20 protein-coding genes and 1 pseudogene are annotated in these 19,099 nt (G+C 39.5%); 10 read left to right on the forward strand and 11 right to left on the reverse strand.

Annotation, left to right across the window (positions count from 1 at the left end):
* Nucleotides 1-89: 89 nt before the first annotated feature.
* On the reverse strand, nucleotides 90-1,016 hold the full coding sequence (locus ACZ5A8_RS00800) for an SDR family oxidoreductase (protein ID WP_464531690.1): 927 nt from the start codon (nucleotides 1,014-1,016) through the stop codon (nucleotides 90-92).
* 24 nt (nucleotides 1,017-1,040) lie between these two features.
* Nucleotides 1,041-2,780, reverse strand: coding sequence for a nucleotide sugar dehydrogenase (locus ACZ5A8_RS00805; RefSeq protein WP_464531691.1), 1,740 nt, complete (start codon nucleotides 2,778-2,780; stop codon nucleotides 1,041-1,043).
* 747 nt (nucleotides 2,781-3,527) lie between these two features.
* Between ACZ5A8_RS00805 and ACZ5A8_RS00810 the strand changes: the two genes are divergently transcribed.
* On the forward strand, nucleotides 3,528-3,683 hold the full coding sequence (locus ACZ5A8_RS00810) for a hypothetical protein (protein WP_464531693.1): 156 nt from the start codon (nucleotides 3,528-3,530) through the stop codon (nucleotides 3,681-3,683).
* A 1,048-nt stretch (nucleotides 3,684-4,731) separates the two neighbouring features.
* Complete coding sequence (locus ACZ5A8_RS00815; protein ID WP_464531694.1) at nucleotides 4,732-5,646, forward strand: glycosyltransferase family 2 protein; 915 nt, start codon at nucleotides 4,732-4,734, stop codon at nucleotides 5,644-5,646.
* Between the two features lie 47 nt (nucleotides 5,647-5,693).
* On the opposite strand, the gene ACZ5A8_RS00820 is transcribed toward ACZ5A8_RS00815, so the two are convergent.
* The 4 genes from ACZ5A8_RS00820 to mntA (ACZ5A8_RS00835) form a co-directional block, all read right to left on the reverse strand.
* Nucleotides 5,694-6,863 carry an RNA-guided endonuclease InsQ/TnpB family protein gene (locus tag ACZ5A8_RS00820; RefSeq protein ID WP_464531695.1) on the reverse strand — a complete coding sequence of 390 codons (1,170 nt, stop codon included), beginning with the start codon at nucleotides 6,861-6,863 and terminating at the stop codon, nucleotides 5,694-5,696.
* A gap of 197 nt (nucleotides 6,864-7,060) precedes the next feature.
* On the reverse strand, nucleotides 7,061-7,228 hold the full coding sequence (locus ACZ5A8_RS00825; protein WP_464531696.1) for a hypothetical protein: 168 nt from the start codon (nucleotides 7,226-7,228) through the stop codon (nucleotides 7,061-7,063).
* A gap of 276 nt (nucleotides 7,229-7,504) precedes the next feature.
* Complete coding sequence (locus ACZ5A8_RS00830; RefSeq protein WP_464531698.1) at nucleotides 7,505-7,780, reverse strand: hypothetical protein; 276 nt, start codon at nucleotides 7,778-7,780, stop codon at nucleotides 7,505-7,507.
* Between the two features lie 47 nt (nucleotides 7,781-7,827).
* A complete protein-coding gene (mntA, locus tag ACZ5A8_RS00835; protein WP_461651971.1) occupies nucleotides 7,828-8,259 on the reverse strand; it encodes a type VII toxin-antitoxin system MntA family adenylyltransferase antitoxin in 432 nt (143 codons plus the stop codon).
* A gap of 464 nt (nucleotides 8,260-8,723) precedes the next feature.
* On the opposite strand from mntA (ACZ5A8_RS00835), the gene ACZ5A8_RS00840 reads away from it, so the two are divergent.
* From ACZ5A8_RS00840 to ACZ5A8_RS00865, 6 genes are all read left to right on the forward strand, one after another.
* Entirely contained in the window at nucleotides 8,724-8,879 is a 156-nt protein-coding gene (locus ACZ5A8_RS00840) for a hypothetical protein (RefSeq protein ID WP_464531699.1), read from the forward strand.
* Complete coding sequence (locus tag ACZ5A8_RS00845; protein ID WP_464531700.1) at nucleotides 8,876-9,157, forward strand: hypothetical protein; 282 nt, start codon at nucleotides 8,876-8,878, stop codon at nucleotides 9,155-9,157. Before ACZ5A8_RS00840 ends, ACZ5A8_RS00845 begins: the two co-directional genes overlap by 4 nt.
* A 409-nt stretch (nucleotides 9,158-9,566) precedes the next feature.
* Nucleotides 9,567-9,836 (forward strand): type II toxin-antitoxin system RelE family toxin, encoded by a 270-nt coding sequence (locus ACZ5A8_RS00850; protein WP_464531702.1) that lies wholly within the window; start codon nucleotides 9,567-9,569, stop codon nucleotides 9,834-9,836.
* Nucleotides 9,837-10,302: 466 nt separating this feature from the next.
* On the forward strand, nucleotides 10,303-10,512 hold the full coding sequence (locus ACZ5A8_RS00855) for a hypothetical protein (RefSeq protein ID WP_229387302.1): 210 nt from the start codon (nucleotides 10,303-10,305) through the stop codon (nucleotides 10,510-10,512).
* 51 nt (nucleotides 10,513-10,563) lie between these two features.
* Complete coding sequence (locus ACZ5A8_RS00860; RefSeq protein ID WP_229387304.1) at nucleotides 10,564-11,247, forward strand: hypothetical protein; 684 nt, start codon at nucleotides 10,564-10,566, stop codon at nucleotides 11,245-11,247.
* Between the two features lie 125 nt (nucleotides 11,248-11,372).
* Nucleotides 11,373-11,525, forward strand: coding sequence for a hypothetical protein (locus ACZ5A8_RS00865; protein ID WP_464531703.1), 153 nt, complete (start codon nucleotides 11,373-11,375; stop codon nucleotides 11,523-11,525).
* A gap of 138 nt (nucleotides 11,526-11,663) precedes the next feature.
* Here ACZ5A8_RS00865 and ACZ5A8_RS00870 read toward each other — a convergent pair whose 3' ends face one another.
* Nucleotides 11,664-12,815, reverse strand: a complete 1,152-nt coding sequence (locus ACZ5A8_RS00870) for an acyltransferase family protein (protein ID WP_464531704.1) — start codon at nucleotides 12,813-12,815, stop codon at nucleotides 11,664-11,666.
* Between the two features lie 504 nt (nucleotides 12,816-13,319).
* Between ACZ5A8_RS00870 and ACZ5A8_RS00875 the strand changes: the two genes are divergently transcribed.
* Nucleotides 13,320-14,234 (forward strand): glycosyltransferase family 2 protein, encoded by a 915-nt coding sequence (locus ACZ5A8_RS00875; RefSeq protein WP_464531706.1) that lies wholly within the window; start codon nucleotides 13,320-13,322, stop codon nucleotides 14,232-14,234.
* Between the two features lie 394 nt (nucleotides 14,235-14,628).
* Here ACZ5A8_RS00875 and ACZ5A8_RS00880 read toward each other — a convergent pair whose 3' ends face one another.
* The 3 genes and pseudogenes from ACZ5A8_RS00880 to mntA (ACZ5A8_RS00890) all read right to left on the reverse strand — a co-directional run bounded on the left by ACZ5A8_RS00880 (nucleotide 14,629) and on the right by mntA (ACZ5A8_RS00890) (nucleotide 17,461).
* On the reverse strand, nucleotides 14,629-15,810 hold the full coding sequence (locus ACZ5A8_RS00880) for an IS110 family RNA-guided transposase (protein WP_464531707.1): 1,182 nt from the start codon (nucleotides 15,808-15,810) through the stop codon (nucleotides 14,629-14,631).
* A gap of 381 nt (nucleotides 15,811-16,191) precedes the next feature.
* Nucleotides 16,192-16,548, reverse strand: a pseudogene (gene hepT / locus ACZ5A8_RS00885) (type VII toxin-antitoxin system HepT family RNase toxin); the annotation flags it as partial.
* A gap of 457 nt (nucleotides 16,549-17,005) precedes the next feature.
* Nucleotides 17,006-17,461, reverse strand: coding sequence for a type VII toxin-antitoxin system MntA family adenylyltransferase antitoxin (mntA, locus tag ACZ5A8_RS00890; RefSeq protein ID WP_464531708.1), 456 nt, complete (start codon nucleotides 17,459-17,461; stop codon nucleotides 17,006-17,008).
* A 765-nt stretch (nucleotides 17,462-18,226) separates the two neighbouring features.
* Between mntA (ACZ5A8_RS00890) and ACZ5A8_RS00895 the strand changes: the two genes are divergently transcribed.
* Nucleotides 18,227-18,886 carry an acylphosphatase gene (locus ACZ5A8_RS00895; protein ID WP_464531709.1) on the forward strand — a complete coding sequence of 220 codons (660 nt, stop codon included), beginning with the start codon at nucleotides 18,227-18,229 and terminating at the stop codon, nucleotides 18,884-18,886.
* A gap of 58 nt (nucleotides 18,887-18,944) precedes the next feature.
* On the opposite strand, the gene ACZ5A8_RS00900 is transcribed toward ACZ5A8_RS00895, so the two are convergent.
* Complete coding sequence (locus ACZ5A8_RS00900) at nucleotides 18,945-19,094, reverse strand: hypothetical protein (RefSeq protein ID WP_464531711.1); 150 nt, start codon at nucleotides 19,092-19,094, stop codon at nucleotides 18,945-18,947.
* Nucleotides 19,095-19,099 lie beyond the last annotated feature (5 nt).

Genomic DNA, 19,099 nt, shown 5'->3' on the forward strand with positions numbered 1-19,099 from the left:
CCGATGAATAATCCTCAAATTTAAGCTAAAATAGCAAACATGTCAATTTTGTTAAATCTAATCACATTTCTCCAAAAATACTTCTCAGATTAGTTTATGAGCCATTCTACTACTGTCTTGAGCTCATCCTTAAAATTACCAACTGGATTATATCCGATTTTTTTAGCTTTTGATATTTCTGCCAGAGAGTGCTTAATATCTCCTGGCCTTAAGTTCGTATGTTTTGCTTTGATATTTTTTCCAAGAACTTCATTAATCATATCTACGAGTTCGTTGATAGTTATTCTTTTACCATATGCGATATTGAAAATCCCGGTTTCTTTAGACTCACAGGAGAGAATATTAGCATCAACAACATTTTTAACAAAAGTGAAGTCTCTGCTTTGTTCTCCATCTCCATATATCACGGGACTTTCATCATTCAAAATTGCAGTTATGAATTTGGGAATTACAGCAGCACACTGAGAATTAGGGCTCTGTCTTGGCCCGAATACATTAAAATATCTCAAACAAACAGTTGGAAGCCCATATAGTTCTTGAAAAACCTTGCAGTACATTTCTCCGGTTGCTTTCGTAATTGCATATGGAGACATTGGGTTTATGGGCATATCTTCTCTTTTCGGGAGAATTGGCGTATCCCCATACACTGAAGAGGATGAAGAAAATATTACTTTCTTTACTCCAGCATCTTTTGCAGCTATCAGAACATTCAGTGTTCCTGTTACATTAGAGTCGTTTGAATTAAAAGGATCTTTCACACTTCTTGGAACACTTGAAATAGCTGCGAGATGGAAAATATAATCTTTCTCTTTGAATATTTCTGTAAGGTTTAAGTCTACTATACTGCCTTTTATTACAGTTAGATTTTTGTGGTCTAGTAGATGTCTTATATTTTCAATTTTACCTGTAGATTCATTATCAATAACTGTTACTTCATTGTCCTCAAGTAACCTCTCAGTAAGATGGGAACCGATGAAACCCGTACCACCGGTAATTATTACATTTTTATTTTTCAAATAATTCCCTCATAAATTATAAAATTATGAAAGCTGCTGAAGTTTTCTTTTCTGTACTTCTTTTTTAATTCTCTGGATGTGCCCCCTTCCAAGGGCTTTGACTTCGCAGCCAAGTTCGAAGTATCTTCTTATTTTTTCGTCGGATAATATCCCGAAGCAGTCAACAACTGCGATAGGTCCGCCTGCCATTTTTACGATAGCTTCCGGTTCAAGGTTAAGATAGTCTTTATGTGGGACTGCAAAAATCAGAGCCTCTATACCTTTAATAGCTGTTGAAAAGTCAGTTTCCATTTTTAACTCAGTCAGACACTCCTGATTTCTGAAGAAATGCTTCTTGGACTGGCCGGATACCGGATATGTGTCCTGGCTTTCCATCTCGTACCAGTTGTCCACGTAAGGGTCGTGAACACGCATCTCAGCGCCCATTTCCGTAAGTTTCCTTACGACGATTTCGCTTCCACTGTACCTGGTGTCGCCTACGTCCTGCCTGTAGCTGGCTCCGCAGATTAGGACATCTGCTCCGGCAATGTACCGGTCCATGTTTCTGAGGGCGTCCCTTGTAAGTTCGGCTACGTGTAGGGCTCTGGTGTCATTGACATCAATTGATGTGGGAGTGATTTTAAACACATCATCCCCATCTTCAAAACCAAGGATGTGCTTGTAAGCCCAGTAACCCAGACCTCCGTCTTTTGGGAGGCAGTAGCCGCCTATTCCTGGACCTGGGAAAATAATATTACTGTGTGTTGGGCGCATTTTTATTGCATCTATCACTTTTATGATGTCCACACCGTTTCTTTCAGAAAAGAGGCTCCATTCATTGAGGAATGCAAGTATCGTTGCACGGTATGAATTCTCAATAATTTTTGCGGTTTCGGACTCTATAGGCCTGTCCATCACTGTCAGTGGGTAGTCTTTTGTGTTGATCACTTCCCTGAGGAATTTTTCAACCTTTACTTTCGCTTCATCGGTGCAACCGGCACAGACTCTCCAGAAATCACGTACGCTTGCAACATAATCTTTTCCTGGCATGACTCGCTCATAACTATGTGCGAGCAAGGGAGTTGACTCGATTCCACGCTTGTAGAATGCTTTTTTCAGGAGCGGAAGGGCAACGAATTCGGTAGTTCCGGGAGCAACGGTCGTTTCGATCAGGACAAAGCAGTCCGGACGTATATTTTCTCCGATCGTTTTCATGGAATCTTCAAGGGCAGCCATATCGGCCTCGCCACTCCTGACGTTTCCAAGCTCACACTTTACATAATCACACTGAATATCCACCACAACAACATCAGCAAGTTTCAGGCACTCGTTGGTATATGTAGCTATCAATGTTTTTGTTTCAAGGACACAGCGTTTTATTATTTCGTCTACTTCTTTATCTTCTGATTTTACAGGGGATTGCCCTTTGTTAAGCAGGGGGATTTTCCAGTAGCTTCGGGTGCTTGGCCTCTGACAGCCGATTACAAATTTACTGTAATTTCCGTTTTCGTCTCTGGTATCTGCAATGATCGCAGCCATTACAGCTCCGACGAACCCCACTCCCATCACGACAACAATTTCTTTTCCTTCTTTCCGCGCCTGATTCACGAGCATTTCAATTCTTTTGAATTCCTCTCCATATTCTTCAGGCTCAGGTAATGGAAATTCTTCTCCATCTGGGCTAATAGAGTAGTCTCTAATATGAGAAGTAAGGTTTATGAGTGAGCTACTTTCACTCTGAAGGTCTTCTGGACTGATAAAATGATTTCTAATTTGAGAAGACATGACTTTCTCTCCATAAATTTTCAGTTCAAGTGACTAATTTTCTGATTAAATCTAACATCTGACTCAGGCTTTGTGCCGAGGATTCGCAATTTTCAAATTTACCGCATCCTTATCAGGAAAATTTCTCGAAAAATACTATTTTTAGTAAAATACTCCTTAAATTATTTAACCGATTTGGTGAATTTTTAAATCATTCAATGGATATGCATTTTTATAAAATAATATTACCTATTTGGGCTTCTATTTATAATATATTATTAAGAAGTGCCCCCTAATTTAAGGCAATAATTTTAATAGTATGTCCTAAATGGGGAAGTCCGCGCAAGAATCAAAAATTCAGGTCAGGGCTCCTGAATATAAATTCGGCTTAAAGAAAAAATAAAAGTCTTATAACAGAGAGTAACTTTTATATCTACATTGCCTGAAGTGTAAGAAGAAGAGAACTATGTATGTAGATAGCTGTGGGCAGACTGCCGATTTAGATAGACACAATATTTCTGGAAGCAAAAAAAGGAATTCAGGAGATTAAGGAGTGATTCTCTGATAAATTCAAAGTTAGACTTCTCTGAAAGTGATTCTTAGATTCATATTATTTTTCGTGCTGTGATGTAAAGACTCGTTGCTGGTCCCTTTATGCTGTTCATTATACGTTTTTAGTGCGGTTTTTGTTTTTAAATTTATCGAATTCATTTTAAATATTTTAAGCACATTTTCAGTTTAAACAACTTACTTTTAGGTGGTTTATTCATGAAATACATAAAAAAAATTTGCCCAATTTGCAACAGTGAATTCTTAGTTTTGAAAAGTGTGGAAGAAAAAGCCTTCTACTGCACTCTTAAGTGCCTGGGAAAGGCTCAGGAAGATCCAGGAACACAGGAAAGCTCTTTATCGTTTTTGCCGTGATTTCCTGCTGGATTCCACCTGGGCTTCTATTTTTCTCTCCTTAAATTTTCGGCAAAGTCCTGCGATCAAACCGCAATTTCAATCCATGATTTAGTCCGCTTGAGCAAAGCACAGACTTCTGCAATGTACCCTGCCCCATATCTATTTACTTGAATGCAAAATCCTGATTATCCTCGCAGCTGTCTACAATTCTATCAGATCTTAAGTAACTTGATTTACATTTGAGCTGATTCCAAAACTTAAAATCTCTTGTCTGAACCTAGAACTTAGAATTATCAATTGAGCTTCCGACCATGATAATAGTTTTGAAATTCTCGTTGATGTAAGAATAAACTTGGTTTTTGAATAGGTTCGTAATAAAAAGGACTCTGTTCCTAAATCTAGTGATTTTTGCATTTTTTGATTGAAATCTTGAATTTCCAAGAAGAATTCAGGATTCAATCAAACCAAATATTCGAGATCTTCCGGCATCAATCAATAGGTCACGTTCAAAGGATTGTGACCATTTTCAAAATCTAGTGATTTTTAATTTTGAGTTCATCACTAGATTTTGGCATTGTGTCATAAAAAGTTATGTTTTATAGAGGAAAAATAGAACCATTAAGGAAGCCATCTATGCTTTAACATTTTAGAAAATCAATATTTTTAGACTTACTTGGTACATTTCTGGCATTTTTGAGTATTTCTTTCTAATAAAATGAGCTATTTCCTTTCTTTAAGCAGGTTGCCGGTTAGATAACTTTTCTAAAAGAGGCTTTCAGATTATGTTCCTTTTATTCCTTGAGGTATCAGAATGTGTCTTTTTCTCTCAAATATATATATTTTTATTCGCACCAGTTCTTTTAGATGAGTATTTATATTTAAACATCTCTTCCCTTTAGATAATTAGTCATAAAGTATCAATTTGTAAGGATTATTTATAACCTGGACGATGGTGTTGGTTTCATTATAAAACTCAAAATATAATCAAATTGAGGTTTGTTCTTCTAGCAAGGGGTAGATTAAAACGAGTGCAGAACTGGCGGCTGAGGATGGTTTTCAATCCCTGATGCCGCATGAAATTTTCGTAGAAAGGCAGATTACTTCTCAAAATATAACCTTGATTCTTCCAGCTTATAATGAGGAGGTTTCCATAGGGAGCATTGTCCTGCTCTCAAAACAGTATGTTGACAGGGTGATAGTTGTCGACGACGGCAGTTCTGACAGGACTGCTGAGGTTGCTGCACGCGCAGGTGCTGAAGTAATAGTGCACTCTCCGAACAAAGGAAAGGGCATGGCTTTCAAGACCGGGTTTGCAGCTGCCGAGGGCGCAGATATTATAGTTACCATGGACTCTGACGGGCAGCACAACCCTTCGGATATCCCCAGGCTCGTTGCCCCCGTCCTCAGAGGCGAAGCTGACATGGTTAACGGGAGCCGTTACCTGAATGGTCACACCACGGACACACCTGCGTACCGGCGCATAGGCCAGACTATCCTGGACAAAGCCACGGTCATGAACTCAGGAGTCAAAATTACAGACTCACAGAGCGGGTTCCGTGCTTTTGTAGCTTCCACAAAAGATATCTTCCGTTTCAGCGCGCAGGGAATGGCAATAGAAAGTGAAATGCTTGCAGACGCAGGAAGGGCCGGGTTAAGGGTAAAAGAAGTGGAGATCCAGGTAAGGTACGATGTAGATTGCTCAACCGAAAACCCGATAAGGCATGGTCTGGTTGTTTTGTTAACAGTTTTTAAGGATATGGAGTTTAATAAGCCTCTGTACTACTTTACCCTGCCAGGCATCATCCTCGGAGCAGGCGGGTTATACATGGGCTTTGGTTTTTTGCGCACTTTTTATCTTGGCGGGGGCCTGGAATTCGGACCGACCATACTGATGATCCTGCTTACCCTCATTGGGACTTTCATGGGTTTTACCGGAATAATGCTACATTCGATAGCCGGGCTGGGCACGCATCTAAAATAAGTCAACTACTCGCCACTGAAGTGGCAAGCATGGATATCCCTGATTTCTCAGATCATGTTATCCGTATGGGTGGTTGACAGACACCCCTGTGACTCTAAGATATACCTATAGTCACGTGTTCTGTGTTCGATGTTCCGAGCACCGTTTAAATCGGCGTTAAGATCAAAACCACAAGCCTTACATCGAAACTTTAATCCGTTTCTATTATTTTTAGAGATGTGGTTACATCTACAACAAGTCTGAGAAGTATATTCAGGATTTACATATTCCGTTATTATTCCAGCGTTTTTGGCTTTATATTCAATAAACTGCTGCAATTGATAGAAAGCCCAACTGTTATGGAGATATTTTTGCTTCTTTCTCAACTTGTTATTAGTACGATCCCTTATTCCGGTTAAGTCCTCTAAACCGATTACAGAAACACCATTTTCAATTGCGAATTTTACAATTGCTTTAGAGATACAATGATTAACATCTGTCATTAGACGTTTCTCTTTGCCTGCCAACAGTTTTAGTACACGTTTAGCTGACAAAGTTCCCTTAGATTGTAATCTTGCTCTCATATTTTTGTAGACATTTCTCTGGTTCTTTATTTCTCCACCGGCAAAGAATTTGCATTTCTTGTCAGTGGTAGATGCAACCGCAAGATAATTAATGCCTACATCAACACCCATGAAAGTAGAAGCGTCCTCTATTTTCTTCTCAGGTAATTCCTGAGAAATGGTTAGATGGAAATAATAATCTCCGTCTTTATGTTTCACTACTTTAGATGCTTCAAATTTCCACGGATCTTTAAAAAATGGTAATGCATATTCGTAATTCTGGATTTGGTATGTCTTTCTTCCGTGACTGAAAGTAGTGATATTCACCGAATTTTCTGAGATGATGTAATCTCTCTTGTATGATAATGTCATGGATGTCGGAGAATACGTTACTTTCTGCCAATAACTCATACCTATTTTTGCCAGTTCTACTATTGTTTTGTACGTTCCTGCTACTTGTCTTGGTATATTACAACTCATCTGAGATTTCAATCCAATATTTTCTCTGAGATAAGGATATACCATTTTTTGTAATTTCATAGCAGGTATTATTTTTCCGTGTTCAAAAACAATGTTGGATGTGTAATTCATACCTTTAGTGTATTTTTGCATGGTTTCTACTAAATCAAAATCTGGATTTAGAATTTTCAGTTGTATTGTTTTAGTAGATTCCATAGTATATTATATTCACATAAACCTATTTAGAGATTTTGTGTGAATCTTATATAAACAGGGTTGCTAAGATTACGCATTCCTCCCGCCACTAAAGTAACGGGAATCCTGCTTAGGGTCTTGAAGCATGAACCCGGATTTACGCAAATTAACCTCCTGCAGGTAGTACTGAGCATACACCGGAATTAAAGTTCAATCTTTTAAAAACCTGAGTTCAGCATTCTCAGGCGCATAATTTTCTCATTTTCACAGCATAAAGAAGGCTTGAAAAAGTCCTGATTATCCTCACAGCCGTCTACAATTCCATTATACCCGGCGGTCAATGTTTTGATGCTCACCTTTTTGATGCTCACCTTTTCGGTGTTCACTTTCTGCCGTCCAGCCAATATTTTTCTAAACAGAATATATTAAAACGGCTCAAAAAATGATTGTAATAAGCTGTAAAACAGATCTCGCCTGTGTCCTCTAATTTATCTGACAGAGGGCCTGGGAGTTTTCCGGTGGGGGGTTTGAGAGGTCGGAGAGGGTGGTTCGCTGAAATTCCGGTAAGGTTGCGCCGGGGGAGTTTGGGAAGGGGGCCGGGACTGGGGAAATATACAATTCCTGTTTTGAAAAAACTGGCAGTTTAAACCGGGATTTTTTCGTTAGCTCAGGGAAAAAGGCGGCAGATCTTCGGGGTGCAGCTGGGCTGAAACTGCCTGCCGTGTTTTCAAAGCTGAATTTGGTTCAGGTTGTCTCGGGAGAGTTTTGGAGAGGAGCCCGCAGGCAGGTGAATATACAATCAAGTTTTTAAAATTGTAGTCCTCTTGAGCGCAGCGAAAAGGACCGCGTGCTCCCGAGGCGCAATTCGGGCGAGGCGCAATTCGGGCGAGGCGCAATTCGGGCGAGGCGCAATTCGGGCAGCGAAACGGACCGCGCATCGTCGAGCCGCAACTCGACTGTTCCAGCTTGAAATTAATTTCTTCTATCATCGGAATCCGCTCTCTGCTATCCTTCTCAAACTCTCTTTTGCATGCCTTTGAATGTGATACCGCTCGTCCAGATATCTGGACATGATTTTTGTTTCAAACTTAACTCTTACAGGTTCATCGGATTTTAAAATGATCCCTTCACGTATAATGTTATATGTCAAAAGGAGAGGAGAATCATTGATTATCACAAGGTCCACATTGTTCGTTTTAAGGAGCCCTGTAAGTTCACCGATTAATTCCAGCTGAAGGTCAAAAGCTTCCTTTTGTAAAAGAGTATCATCAAAAAGCACAGCGATATCAATGTCACTCAGGCGGTTAGCTTCTCTTCGGATGGTTGAGCCGAAAAGATAGGCCAATGTAACGCCCTCAACTTTAGAGAAAAATTCCCTTAACTTCTGTTCAAGCTGTTCAAGATCTGATTGTGGCATAGCGGGCTGCATACAGTTGATCACTTATGACTTTATGCTACCTCTGTTTATACTTTATGCTACCTCTGTTTATAATTTGTGCAAGCTTCACAATTTTCCGGGTCTGCTCCTTCATTGACTGCAAAAAAATTGAGGCGCGAACTTTGCTGGCTTAACTCTGTCAGAAAATAGTTAATTATTGTGGTCTTGCAAGCTTTTTTTCTTTGATTTCCAGGTGTCGGAGTTCTCACCGGCAGATGGAGGCAGCCGACCTTTCCAAAAAATTGTTGCGTGGAAGCTGTAATGCAAACCCAGGGCTCTTCTTTTTTCACGTATTTTTTATTAAGGTTGCTTCGGGGGAGTTTGCAGAGGTGCCTGAGACTGAAGAAAAATAAAAATTGAGTCGTAATTCTCGGTTATTAAGCACGCCGTGGGTATGTTTTAAGTATATGCAATTGCACACATATATGTAAAAGAGGAAAATTATGAAAAGATTCACAATTTCTGTTCCAGATGACCTGAAAAAAGAGCTTGATTCAATGGCTGATATTAACTGGGCAGAGGTAGCCAGGAAAGGGATTGAGGAAAAAATCAAAAACCTTGAAAAGTTTGAAGCCCTTGAAAAAAGAGGTGATTTATGATGGCAACGATTACAATACCTCTTACAGATGACCTTTACAGGAGGATGGAGCATTTTTCCTGGGTGAAATGGTCTGAGGTTGCAAGGCACTCCATCCGGAAAAGGGAAATATTTGAGAATTATTTAAGGTCTGGAGAACTATCTGATGAAGACGCTGATTTCTGCGATAAAATTGACTGGCACCCTGTAGATGAAATATCTTTAAAAAAGGATTTTGCGCAAAAATTAGATAATTCGAAAAAAGAAACCTCTATGGAAGTTAAACCGGAGTTTATATGATCTCATAAAAATCGTGGTGCAGCTATGGATATTATGTAGGTCTAACAAGAAATTAATTAAGTTCCAAACTTGTTTCGTTCAATTTTGGCGTCGCCACATATTGAACTAGCCCACCGATTGATACTTATATGATTTTCACCATATTATACTAAAGAAACCATAATAGGGCGTCTTGTTACAGAGATCCTGTGTTAGACCCCATATAGTGGGAAATTAACTATTTTTGTGCCACACCGATTTATTTAATTGGTTCTATATTTGTCGGTTTTATATTAAAATGCTTGGAATTGTTACCCAACATAATTAATTTTTTGTTAGACCCTATGTAGATCATGTCGCTTGATGTGGCTTTATACTATAAAGTATAAACTCCGGTTAAAGACATCTCTGACATCTTTGAGTGATCGGAATGTCATATGCCCTTTTCATAGTTCCATCCTGTAAAAAAGAAATCAACAAAGAATGCAAGAATAATGCACAACTGAAACACTCTTTGACCAAAAAAATACAGGAGATCTGTGAAAACCCCTCTCACTATAAACCTTTAAGAAACAATCTTTGTGGTCTGCGCAGAGTGCATGTCCTTAAAAGCTTTGTCCTTATCTTCAACGTAGATGAGAGCGAAAATTCCGTAACCCCTATTAGTTTTTCACATCACGATGCTGCTTATTCACGTTAATCGAGAATTTTTTCATAAAACCTTCGAGACTTCAGAAATGGTTGTCTGGAACTCGGGCAGCAAAAAATAAAAATTAAGTTTTAAAAATCTGTATTTCTACAAATTAGACTTCTCCTTCTCTTTATTATAGTCCTCCCGAGTAAAATATAATTCTAAGCCATAAGCTAGCCCGCGTGAGCAAAGTTCACTGTTAAAGCCCCTAAATTACCCCTCTTGAGCGCAGCGTAGCGAAAAGGGCCGCGTACTCCCGAGTCGCAATTCGGGCGAGGTGCAATCCGGGAAGTGAAATCTGTGATTTTATAAATCAGTCTGCTTGAGCGAGCGAAGCGAGTGAAACAGACCTCGTGCTCCCGAAGCGAAACTCGGGAGGCGAAACTCGGGTGCCAAAACAAATATATGATATGCAATAAATAGTATGATTCAGGCAACTCCAGTATAGAACTTTTTTAACTGGCAGGATAAGTGTATGAAAATCAAAATACCAGCGATGGGGTCCTTATTAAAAGATATGGATATCGTAGACTCCGAATTTGGGCCGAATAGTATAAATGAAGAAAAAGTAAGTAAATTTTTACCCTTCAGCAGGGGTAGCGTAAGAATTTCCAGTGACAGGTACTATACGGCTTCCAGATATGAAGCAAGGAAGAAAAAGGTCTACGGTACAAAATTGCCCTGATATTTCGTATTTTTCTTTGAAACTTTTTTTGAAACAAACTTTTTGATTGCTATGTCTTCCATTTCATTTGACTCCGGGGAAGCTGAACAGATCCAAGAAATGCTTGATGTCTATTTCTTTGTCAAAGAATTGCTCCTCTATAACGAAGTAATAGATCCGGAAGGGTATACGTCTCCGCAAATTTTAAATGAGCTGAGAAATGCCTATGACCATATCAATAGAGCCCTGAGGAAAAAACTTAATCCGGACAACCCGGGCAGCAACATAAAAACTGATGACGAATACGTATCCCAGAATCTGGATAAAGCAATAGGTCATGTTTACCGGGCCTGTTACGATACTCTTGATTGGCTGAGTTTAAACGTAAGGGAAGAGATCCAGGAAAGCCTTGCTCCCTACTCGCATGAAACAATCAACACTGTTATACCTAACTATTATTCCGGACTGAGAAAAGAAATCATAAATTATGAAGAAAAAATATCTCAGTTGAGGGCAAGTAAGGATATAGCTTCCTTAGACCAGAATTCCCTGGTAGAATACACTGAGATTGTTAAAAATTTGCAGAGCATTAGAAAACAAGTCAATGACAGTATGGAAAGTCTTTCGGAATATGAAGAAAAAAGGAACAATGAAATGCTTAAGATGAATCGTATCATCACGACGCGGGATGTTGGAGTCGCACTTTTTACCCTTTTTCTTGGAGCAATAATAAATTACTTTTTTAACATTGTATAACTTAAACCTTTCCAGATCTTCGCTTTTCAGCTTCTTCCCTAATTTAAATGCCAGTATCATCAATTTAACTGGTTAAGCTGGATTTTCTGCAATCATTTTTTAATTTCTTTTTTATATCCTTTTACATGGTAAGTTATAGACGCAGGACCCCTGCAGGAAGAAAATCAGCTTCTTGCAGTTCTACCGTGGATCCAGAGCCTCTTAGCTTAGTGGAGAAAGAAGCTATAAAAGAGTCTCTCGAAGACATAAAACATGGCCGGGTTTACACTTTAGAGTAAGTTAAGAAAGAGCCTGGTTTTTAATGGGATATTCATACTGTTTTTACAAGGGAAGCCGCAATCTTACTGGTTTTCCAATCTTACTGGTTTTCACCTGAATGCAAACTCTGATCACTCTCACAGCCGTCTACAATTCCATCATACCCGGCGGTCAATGTTTTGATGCTCACCTTTTTGGTGCTCACCCTTTCGGTGTTCACTTTCTGCCTTCCAGCCAATATTTTTCATAACCAGAATCCTGTACAGTTTTAAGAGTCCTTCAGTTCCTTTCCTTAGAAGCCATTCAAATCCGAATTTATAATTGTAATTCTTCCAGATTTTTTCGGTTTGTATTAGAATTACAGTTATTACTGAAAGAATAACTAAATTTGATATCGCAGACGGTACATTATTGAGGAACATTGAAACTGGTTTTTGTATGAAAAATAGGCTCAAAAAATGAATATAATAAGCTGTAAAACAGATCTTACCTATGTTCTCTAATTTGTCTAAGAAACTAAAATGAAGTTTTTTATGGTCTATGTATATAACAAGTACGGAGAATATAAAATAGTGAAGGCTGCATAAAAATAAAAATACCGGGAACTGGCCTCTTGCAACTGATGGCAAATCTGCGTTGAATGTAGCGTATATCAATGAACTTGCAATTAGAAAGATGGCTGAAAAAACCAACAGAGCCTTATCATTTTTCAGTTGTTTGTTTTGATACAATTCATAGGCTATACGTCCGTACAAAAAGTATCCTATCCAGGGGAACAGAGGAAAAATACCGGTTATTAAAAAATTAAGAGATTCATGAAAATAATTGCTGATTATGTAAGTTATGATAAATGCCGAAATTGTGGCGAGAATTTTTGATTTGAAATTGTTGGGCACAAGCAGCCCCAGAATATATCCGGCTCCAATAACCTGGAATATTCCCCAGTGAAAAAGATCTATCTTATAAGTATGCCCTGTTACGGAAGAAAAAAGGGAACTGAAAAAGAGGCCTACAATTATGTAGGGTATTAATGGGATTATATAAATGAGGAATCCTCTGAAGAATGATTCCGGAAAGATGTACTTTTTAGACGAAGTTCTTAACCTGGATGACAAAAACAGATCATAACTAAAGCCGGAAATAATCAAGAAAAACGGACCTGCCAGAATGAATGACCAGTTAGATATCCAGCCCAGAGGTTGAGAGATATGGGCTTCAATCATAAATAATAACGCCAGCCCTCTGCAAATATCTACGGCATGTAATCTGGAGTTTGATCTGTGATTTGAACCGGGTGTATCAAAAGACATTTTAACCGACATTTTAACCCACATCAGTTACTATTTTGGGATCAGTACCCTAAAAAAAGTTTAACTTGTTAATATAGGGCTAATTTATCTTCTCTTTAGCCTCTAGATCTGAATAATTGCAATCTTCATCTTTTTACATTTCCTTATTGAAAAATATTCTCTCAATTAATTAATTTTTAGTGAATTACACATTACAGTTATTTAAGTTATTTGATTTGTATTTATCACGCCTCAGTATTACTTTTTCCAACCTGTCTCCCGCAATTATATATCATTTTTATTCGCACCGGTTCATTTAGATGAGTTTTTATATCTGGAAACTGCTTCCTTTTTAAGAATTGGTCCTGCAGCGTCAATTTGTAAGGGCTTTTTCAAATCCGGATAATGGTGTTACGTTTTATCATAAGACTCAAAATATAATTCAAATTAGAGGTTTATTCTTCCAGCAAGGGGTGGATTAAAACGGGTGCAAAACTGACGGCTGAAAATGGTTTTCAATCCCCGATGCCGCATGAAATTTTAAAAGAAAGACAAATTACTTCTCAAAATATAACCGTGATTCTTCCCGCTTATAATGAAGAGGTATCCATAGGAAGCATTGTCCTGCTCTCGAAACAGTATGTTGACAGGGTTATCGTTGTCGATGACGGCAGTTCTGACAGGACTGCTGAGATTGCTGCACGCGCAGGTGCTGAGGTAATAGTGCACTCTCCGAACAAAGGAAAGGGCATGGCTTTCAAGACAGGATTTGCGGCTGCCGAGGGCGCAGATATTATAGTTACCATGGATTCGGACGGGCAACACAACCCTTCGGATATCCCCAGGCTCGTTGCCCCTATCCTCAGAGGCGAAGCTGACATGGTTAATGGGAGCCGTTACCTGAATGGTCACGCCACGGACACACCTGCGTACCGACGCATAGGCCAGACTATCCTGGACAAAGCCACGGTCATGAACTCGGGAGTCAAAATTACAGACTCACAGAGCGGGTTCCGTGCCTTTTCGGCTTCTGCAACGAGTATCTTCCGCTTCAATGCTCAGGGCATGGCAATAGAGAGTGAAATGCTTGCAGACGCAGGCAGGTACGGGTTAAGGGTAAAAGAGGTGCCCATAGGGGTAAGGTACGATGTCGACTGCTCAACCGAAAATCCTATAAAACACGGGTTGATGGTCCTGTTAAAAATCTTCAAGGACATGGAGTATAATAAGCCTCTGTACTACTTCACCTTCCCTGGTTTCATCCTTGGAGCATGTGGGTTATACATGGGCCTCGGTTTTTTACGGGCCTTTTATATTGGCGAGAGCCTGGATTTCGGGCCTACCATGCTGATGATCCTGCTCACTCTTGTCGGGGTCTTTATGACTTTTACCGGTATTCTGCTTCATTCGATAGCCGGGCTGATCATGCATTTAAAATGAGCTGGTCGTAAAATGAGCTGGTTGTGAGATGCCGGACTATAGAGGCGGTGTTTACATAGGCGATAGTTTTTCAGAAAAGGCTGTTTTTTTTGCCGATCGGGTCTTTGCCGCTTGGATTGCTTTACTGTGAGATAAGAAAAAGTATAATTCTAAGTTCTAAACCATAAATTAGACATGTTATAAATGATTTTTTATATTCGATTTTTTCATCAAGGGGAATTATTATGAAAAAGCCGCGCTGATAGCGCGGTAAATTTCCATGAATATGCCTAAAAGGTTTTTTTGCTCCTCAACCCAAAAACTCTTCCTTCCCTTTTCGCATAGACCGATAAAAATCCATAGCCACAGCTACCTTTTTTCAATCATTTTTCTCAGTTCCCCCTCTCAATTTACTTTATCCCGGTATCTGGAACGGTCTTTTGTTCTTTTCTACAGACCAGATAATCCTTATCATCTTTTTAGCTGATGCACAGAGTGCAGTATTGTAGTGCTTCCCCTCACTCATTTTCTTCATAAAATACTGCTCTATTACCGGATTAAACAGCTTTGCTTGCACAACAGCTCTCCCCAAAACCCATCTTAGCAGTTTTGATCCCTTTTTGTTAGGTCCTGAAATAACTTCCTTGTTCCCAGATTGTTTTACTTTTGGATCATATCCTGCAAAAGCAACTATCTGGTCAGGATGCTGAAAGTTTTCCACATCTCCAAGTTCAGCCCAGATCATAGCTGCCATTAAATCGCTGATTCCCGGAATTGTCTGAAGATAATGCTTATCCTTCACCGTTTTCCATGCAGCCGAAATCCTGGTTTCCACTTCTTTTATCTGGTTTTCTATATATTCAATCAGTTTCAGCAGAGACTCAACTTCAAATAGTAAAGCCTCCTCAATAAAGTCAGGAGAAACTGAATCTTTCGCCATTTCTAAAAGTTCTCTTGCTTTCTCAGGACTGTAATGATTCCTGCTCGTTTTTCTCATCAATTCAAAGAGCCTTTCTTCTCCCATTTCAAGCATATCAAAGGGTCTTGGTGCTTCATTTAGAATAGCTATTGATGTTTTTGTGAATATGCTTGAAAACATCTGGTCATATCCAGGAAAAATAAGATGCATGTTGCGTATTACCCGCTTCTTCAGGTTAGCCACCTCTGATTTCAGTTTGAAATGGAATCTACAGTATTCCTTCAGTTCCATTCTCATTTTATCGCCATAACAGATTTTTGGGGCTTGCCCGAATTGAAGCATTCCCGCAATTGTTTTTGCATCGATTTGATCTGTTTTTGCTCCCCTAACGTTGACTGCTGCAAACCCCCTTACCTGAGAAGGATTGTAAAGATGGATTTCATAGTGTTTCGAAAGTTCACAATATATGGTATACCAGTATATTCCAGTGGCTTCCATTCCAATCCTTGGAATTAGATCTAATTCACCTGCGGTTGATTTTACACGTTCTCTGAACTTCTCAATACTGCTTTTTAAATTCTTAATTTTGATGTATTTTCCAATCTGTTCTCCCTTATCGTTCAGAATACAGGCTTCATGTATATTCTTAGCAACATCAATACCAACATTCAAATACACTTATAAGAGCCCCCACGACACTATTTTATAGACTGGGAACCAAATATCCCTCTGCTCTCTACAGACCGTAAGCTCGTGGAAAATCGCCAGACTCTGTGAACACAGAGCTGTAACATGTTAAATTGCCGGAGAGCCGTAGGAGTGAGGGTGGTAGTCTAAGATAGCCGGACAAAGCCGTAAGTCTGCAAAACTACCCTCCCAGCCTAAGTATCGTTTTTATGAAAATGCAGCTATAAAAAAAGCTGCAATTATCCTTTATACGAGTCTGCTTGAGCGAGCGAAGCGAGTGAAGCGGACCGCGTACTCCCGAGGCGCAATTCGGGCGAGGCGCAATTCGGGAAGCAAAGCTCAGGTGGCTCAATTCGGCTAAAACTACCATAATTATTCGTGTTTGAAAATCAGGTATTTTGCAATGTATTCAGCAAAAAGTTCCAGATCGTCAATATCATTTTGGAGATGGGAGTAAAGCCTTTTCAGGTCAATATCTGCATACATGTGGACAAGCACATTTCGAAAACCGGCTGCTGGTGCCAGCTTTTTGGCGAACTCCTCTGGGAGGATATCGTGCTGGCCAAGCACCAGAATAACTTCTCTGTAAGTGTCCGGACGCCTCAATTTCTCGCTGGAAATGATCATCTCGCAGATATCAATCATGCAGGCAAGGGAGATCTCCATATACCTCTCAATCGCTCCCCTTAAAGTACGATTGTTCCTTATCTCTTCAATATCACACGGTTGGTATTCTCTGACCGGAGTTTATACTTTATAGTATAAAGCCACATCAAGCGACATGATCTACATAGGGTCTAACAAAAAATTAATTATGTTGGGTAACAATTCCAAGCATTTTAATATAAAACCGACAAATATAGAACCAATTAAATAAATCGGTGTGGCACAAAAATAGTTAATTTCCCACCATATGGGGTCTAACACAGGATCTCTGTAACAAGACGCCCTATTATGGTTTCTTTAGTATAATATGGTGAAAATCATATAAGTATCAATCGGTGGGCTAGTTCAATATGTGGCGACGCCAAAATTGAACGAAACAAGTTTGGAACTTAATTAATTTCTTGTTAGACCTACATAATATCCATAGCTGCACCACGATTTTTATGAGATCTTATAAACTCCGGTCTGAGGGTTCTGACATACTCTCCAAGTTGCTCCAGCTTGAAGTTAATCTCTTCTATCATCGAAACCCACTCTCTGCTATCCTTTTCAGGCTCTCTTTTGCATGCCTTTTAATGTGGTACCGCTCGTCAAGGTATCTGGACATAATTTTTGTCTCAAACTTTACTCTTGAAGGCTCATCGGACTTTATAATTATCCCGTCACGTATAATGTTATATGTCAAAAGGAGAGGAGAATTGTTGAGTACCACAAGGTCTACACTGTCTGTTTTAAGAATGCCTGTAAGTTCGCCCATCAATTCCAGCTGAAGATCAAAAGCTTCCTTTTGTAGAAAAGTGTCATCAAAAAGTACAGCTATATCTATGTCGCTCAGGCAATTAGCTTCACCACGCACAGTTGATCCAAAAAGATAAGCTACTATAACGGCTTCAATTTTAGAGAAAAATTCTCTTAAGCTCTGTTCGAGCTGTTCAAGATCTGGTTGTGGCGTAAAGGACTGCATACAGCTGATCACATATGACTTTACGTTTACCTCTGTTTATAATTTGTGCATGCTTCATAATTTTCCTGGCCTGCCTCTGCACTGGTTGCAAAAAGTCATATCTCCCGGGCTTGATTGATAAATCTGGAGTTCAACTTTCCATCTGAAACTTCCTGATTATCCAGTTTTTCAAAATCGGACCAGTCAGGAAGTACTGGCCTGGTTTTATTTTTTATAACCCAGGTTGATCAGGTAGGGCATATAATATTACAGGGACCTGGAGGGATTCCAGCATCTCTTGCAATCATGGAAGGTTTATCGAACCTACTTGAATTCTGGAAATCACCTGCCAACCAGCGAAAAATAAAAATTGGATCTTGAAAACAGTTGCTCTCAGGATGTTTTTGCTCTTTCTTTTCTTTAATCCCCTGAGTAAAGTATAATTCCAGGCCATAAACTTCCTCTTTAGTGAAGTTCACCTATATACCCCATAAAGCATTTCTCTTGAGCGCAGCGAAAAGGATGCATACTCCCGAGGCGCAATTCAGGCTAGACGCAATTCAGGCTAGACGCAATTCGGGTAAGGCGCATTTTGGAAGGTAAAAGCTGCAATTTTATAAGTTAGTCTGCTTGAGCGAGCGAAGCGAGTGAAACAGACCTCGTGCTGTTGCACTTGCAGTGCAACTCCCAGAAAATCTTCGATTTCCTGTGATCCCGAAGCGAAACTCGGGCAGCTAAACTCGGGCAGCTAAACTCGGGATAACAAAGTTTATCTCCTGTTAAGAAAATAGGTTTCATATGGAGAAACGTGCCGAGATCAAAGTATATGGTCGAGTCCAAAAAGCAGGTTTCAGAGATTTCATTGATGAAATTGCTTTTAATCTGAATCTCAATGGATATGTTAAAAATCTTGATGACGGGACAGTACAGGTTGTTTGCGAGGGGGATGAAGACACCATCAGCGAATTAATCAAAAAGATTAATATCACTCAATATCCCATCCGTGTAGAAAATATTGAAGTGACCTACAAAAAGTCAGCAGGTGAGTATACAGAATTTGAACTTATCAGAGATGAGGATCTGACCACTGCAACTTATGAAAGAATGGATGTGGCTGCAAGATATATCCGGGAAATAAATTCAAACCTTGGCCAGAAAATGGATTCTCTTGGCGGGAAGATTGACGTTCTCGGTGGAAAGATGGATTCTCTTGGCGGGAAAATCGATGTCCTCGGTGGAAAAATGGATTATCTGGGTGGGAAAATCGATTTCCTTGGTGGAAAAATGGATTCTCTCGGCGGGAAGATTGATGTGCTGGGCAATAAAATCGATCACGCTAGGGTGGAAATAACATCCGAAATCCGCTTAAGCCGGGATAATTTCAGGTCTCACCTTGACGAAAGAGTTTCAAGTATAGAACGCGAGTTAGCTCTTATTAAAGCAAAAGTCATCTCCTGAACACCATTTGATCAAAAATATCCGGCACACTAATTTGATTTTTTCAATTTTGTATAGCTTAAGCCTTTCTGTATTTTCTGTTTTCATCCCACTTTCCGTTCCGAAACTCTTCAGCCTCCAGTACACAGGCTTCCCTGTAAAAATCCAGGTGAAAGTCAGGGCTTTTGGAGGGTGCGCCTGAAAAATTGAGGTTGCGAAATAACTGCACGTGCT

It is taken from the genome of Methanosarcina subterranea (assembly GCF_055385895.1).

What these genes read in the sequence shown, in the direction of transcription:
- ACZ5A8_RS00865 (WP_464531703.1), top strand. Translation starts at nt 11,373, where the DNA reads ATGGTAAGTTATAGACGCAGGACCCCTGCAGGAAGAAAATCAGCTTCT.
- ACZ5A8_RS00805 (WP_464531691.1), bottom strand. Translation starts at nt 2,780, where the DNA reads ATGTCTTCTCAAATTAGAAATCATTTTATCAGTCCAGAAGACCTTCAG.
- ACZ5A8_RS00895 (WP_464531709.1), top strand. Translation starts at nt 18,227, where the DNA reads ATGGAGAAACGTGCCGAGATCAAAGTATATGGTCGAGTCCAAAAAGCA.
- mntA (WP_461651971.1), bottom strand. Translation starts at nt 8,259, where the DNA reads ATGCCACAATCAGATCTTGAACAGCTTGAACAGAAGTTAAGGGAATTT.
- ACZ5A8_RS00810 (WP_464531693.1), top strand. Translation starts at nt 3,528, where the DNA reads ATGAAATACATAAAAAAAATTTGCCCAATTTGCAACAGTGAATTCTTA.
- ACZ5A8_RS00855 (WP_229387302.1), top strand. Translation starts at nt 10,303, where the DNA reads ATGAAAATCAAAATACCAGCGATGGGGTCCTTATTAAAAGATATGGAT.
- ACZ5A8_RS00875 (WP_464531706.1), top strand. Translation starts at nt 13,320, where the DNA reads ATGCCGCATGAAATTTTAAAAGAAAGACAAATTACTTCTCAAAATATA.
- ACZ5A8_RS00820 (WP_464531695.1), bottom strand. Translation starts at nt 6,863, where the DNA reads ATGGAATCTACTAAAACAATACAACTGAAAATTCTAAATCCAGATTTT.
- ACZ5A8_RS00840 (WP_464531699.1), top strand. Translation starts at nt 8,724, where the DNA reads ATGAAAAGATTCACAATTTCTGTTCCAGATGACCTGAAAAAAGAGCTT.
- ACZ5A8_RS00850 (WP_464531702.1), top strand. Translation starts at nt 9,567, where the DNA reads ATGTCATATGCCCTTTTCATAGTTCCATCCTGTAAAAAAGAAATCAAC.
- ACZ5A8_RS00860 (WP_229387304.1), top strand. Translation starts at nt 10,564, where the DNA reads ATGTCTTCCATTTCATTTGACTCCGGGGAAGCTGAACAGATCCAAGAA.
- ACZ5A8_RS00830 (WP_464531698.1), bottom strand. Translation starts at nt 7,780, where the DNA reads ATGCGCGGTCCGTTTCGCTGCCCGAATTGCGCCTCGCCCGAATTGCGC.
- ACZ5A8_RS00870 (WP_464531704.1), bottom strand. Translation starts at nt 12,815, where the DNA reads ATGTCTTTTGATACACCCGGTTCAAATCACAGATCAAACTCCAGATTA.
- ACZ5A8_RS00815 (WP_464531694.1), top strand. Translation starts at nt 4,732, where the DNA reads ATGCCGCATGAAATTTTCGTAGAAAGGCAGATTACTTCTCAAAATATA.
- ACZ5A8_RS00845 (WP_464531700.1), top strand. Translation starts at nt 8,876, where the DNA reads ATGATGGCAACGATTACAATACCTCTTACAGATGACCTTTACAGGAGG.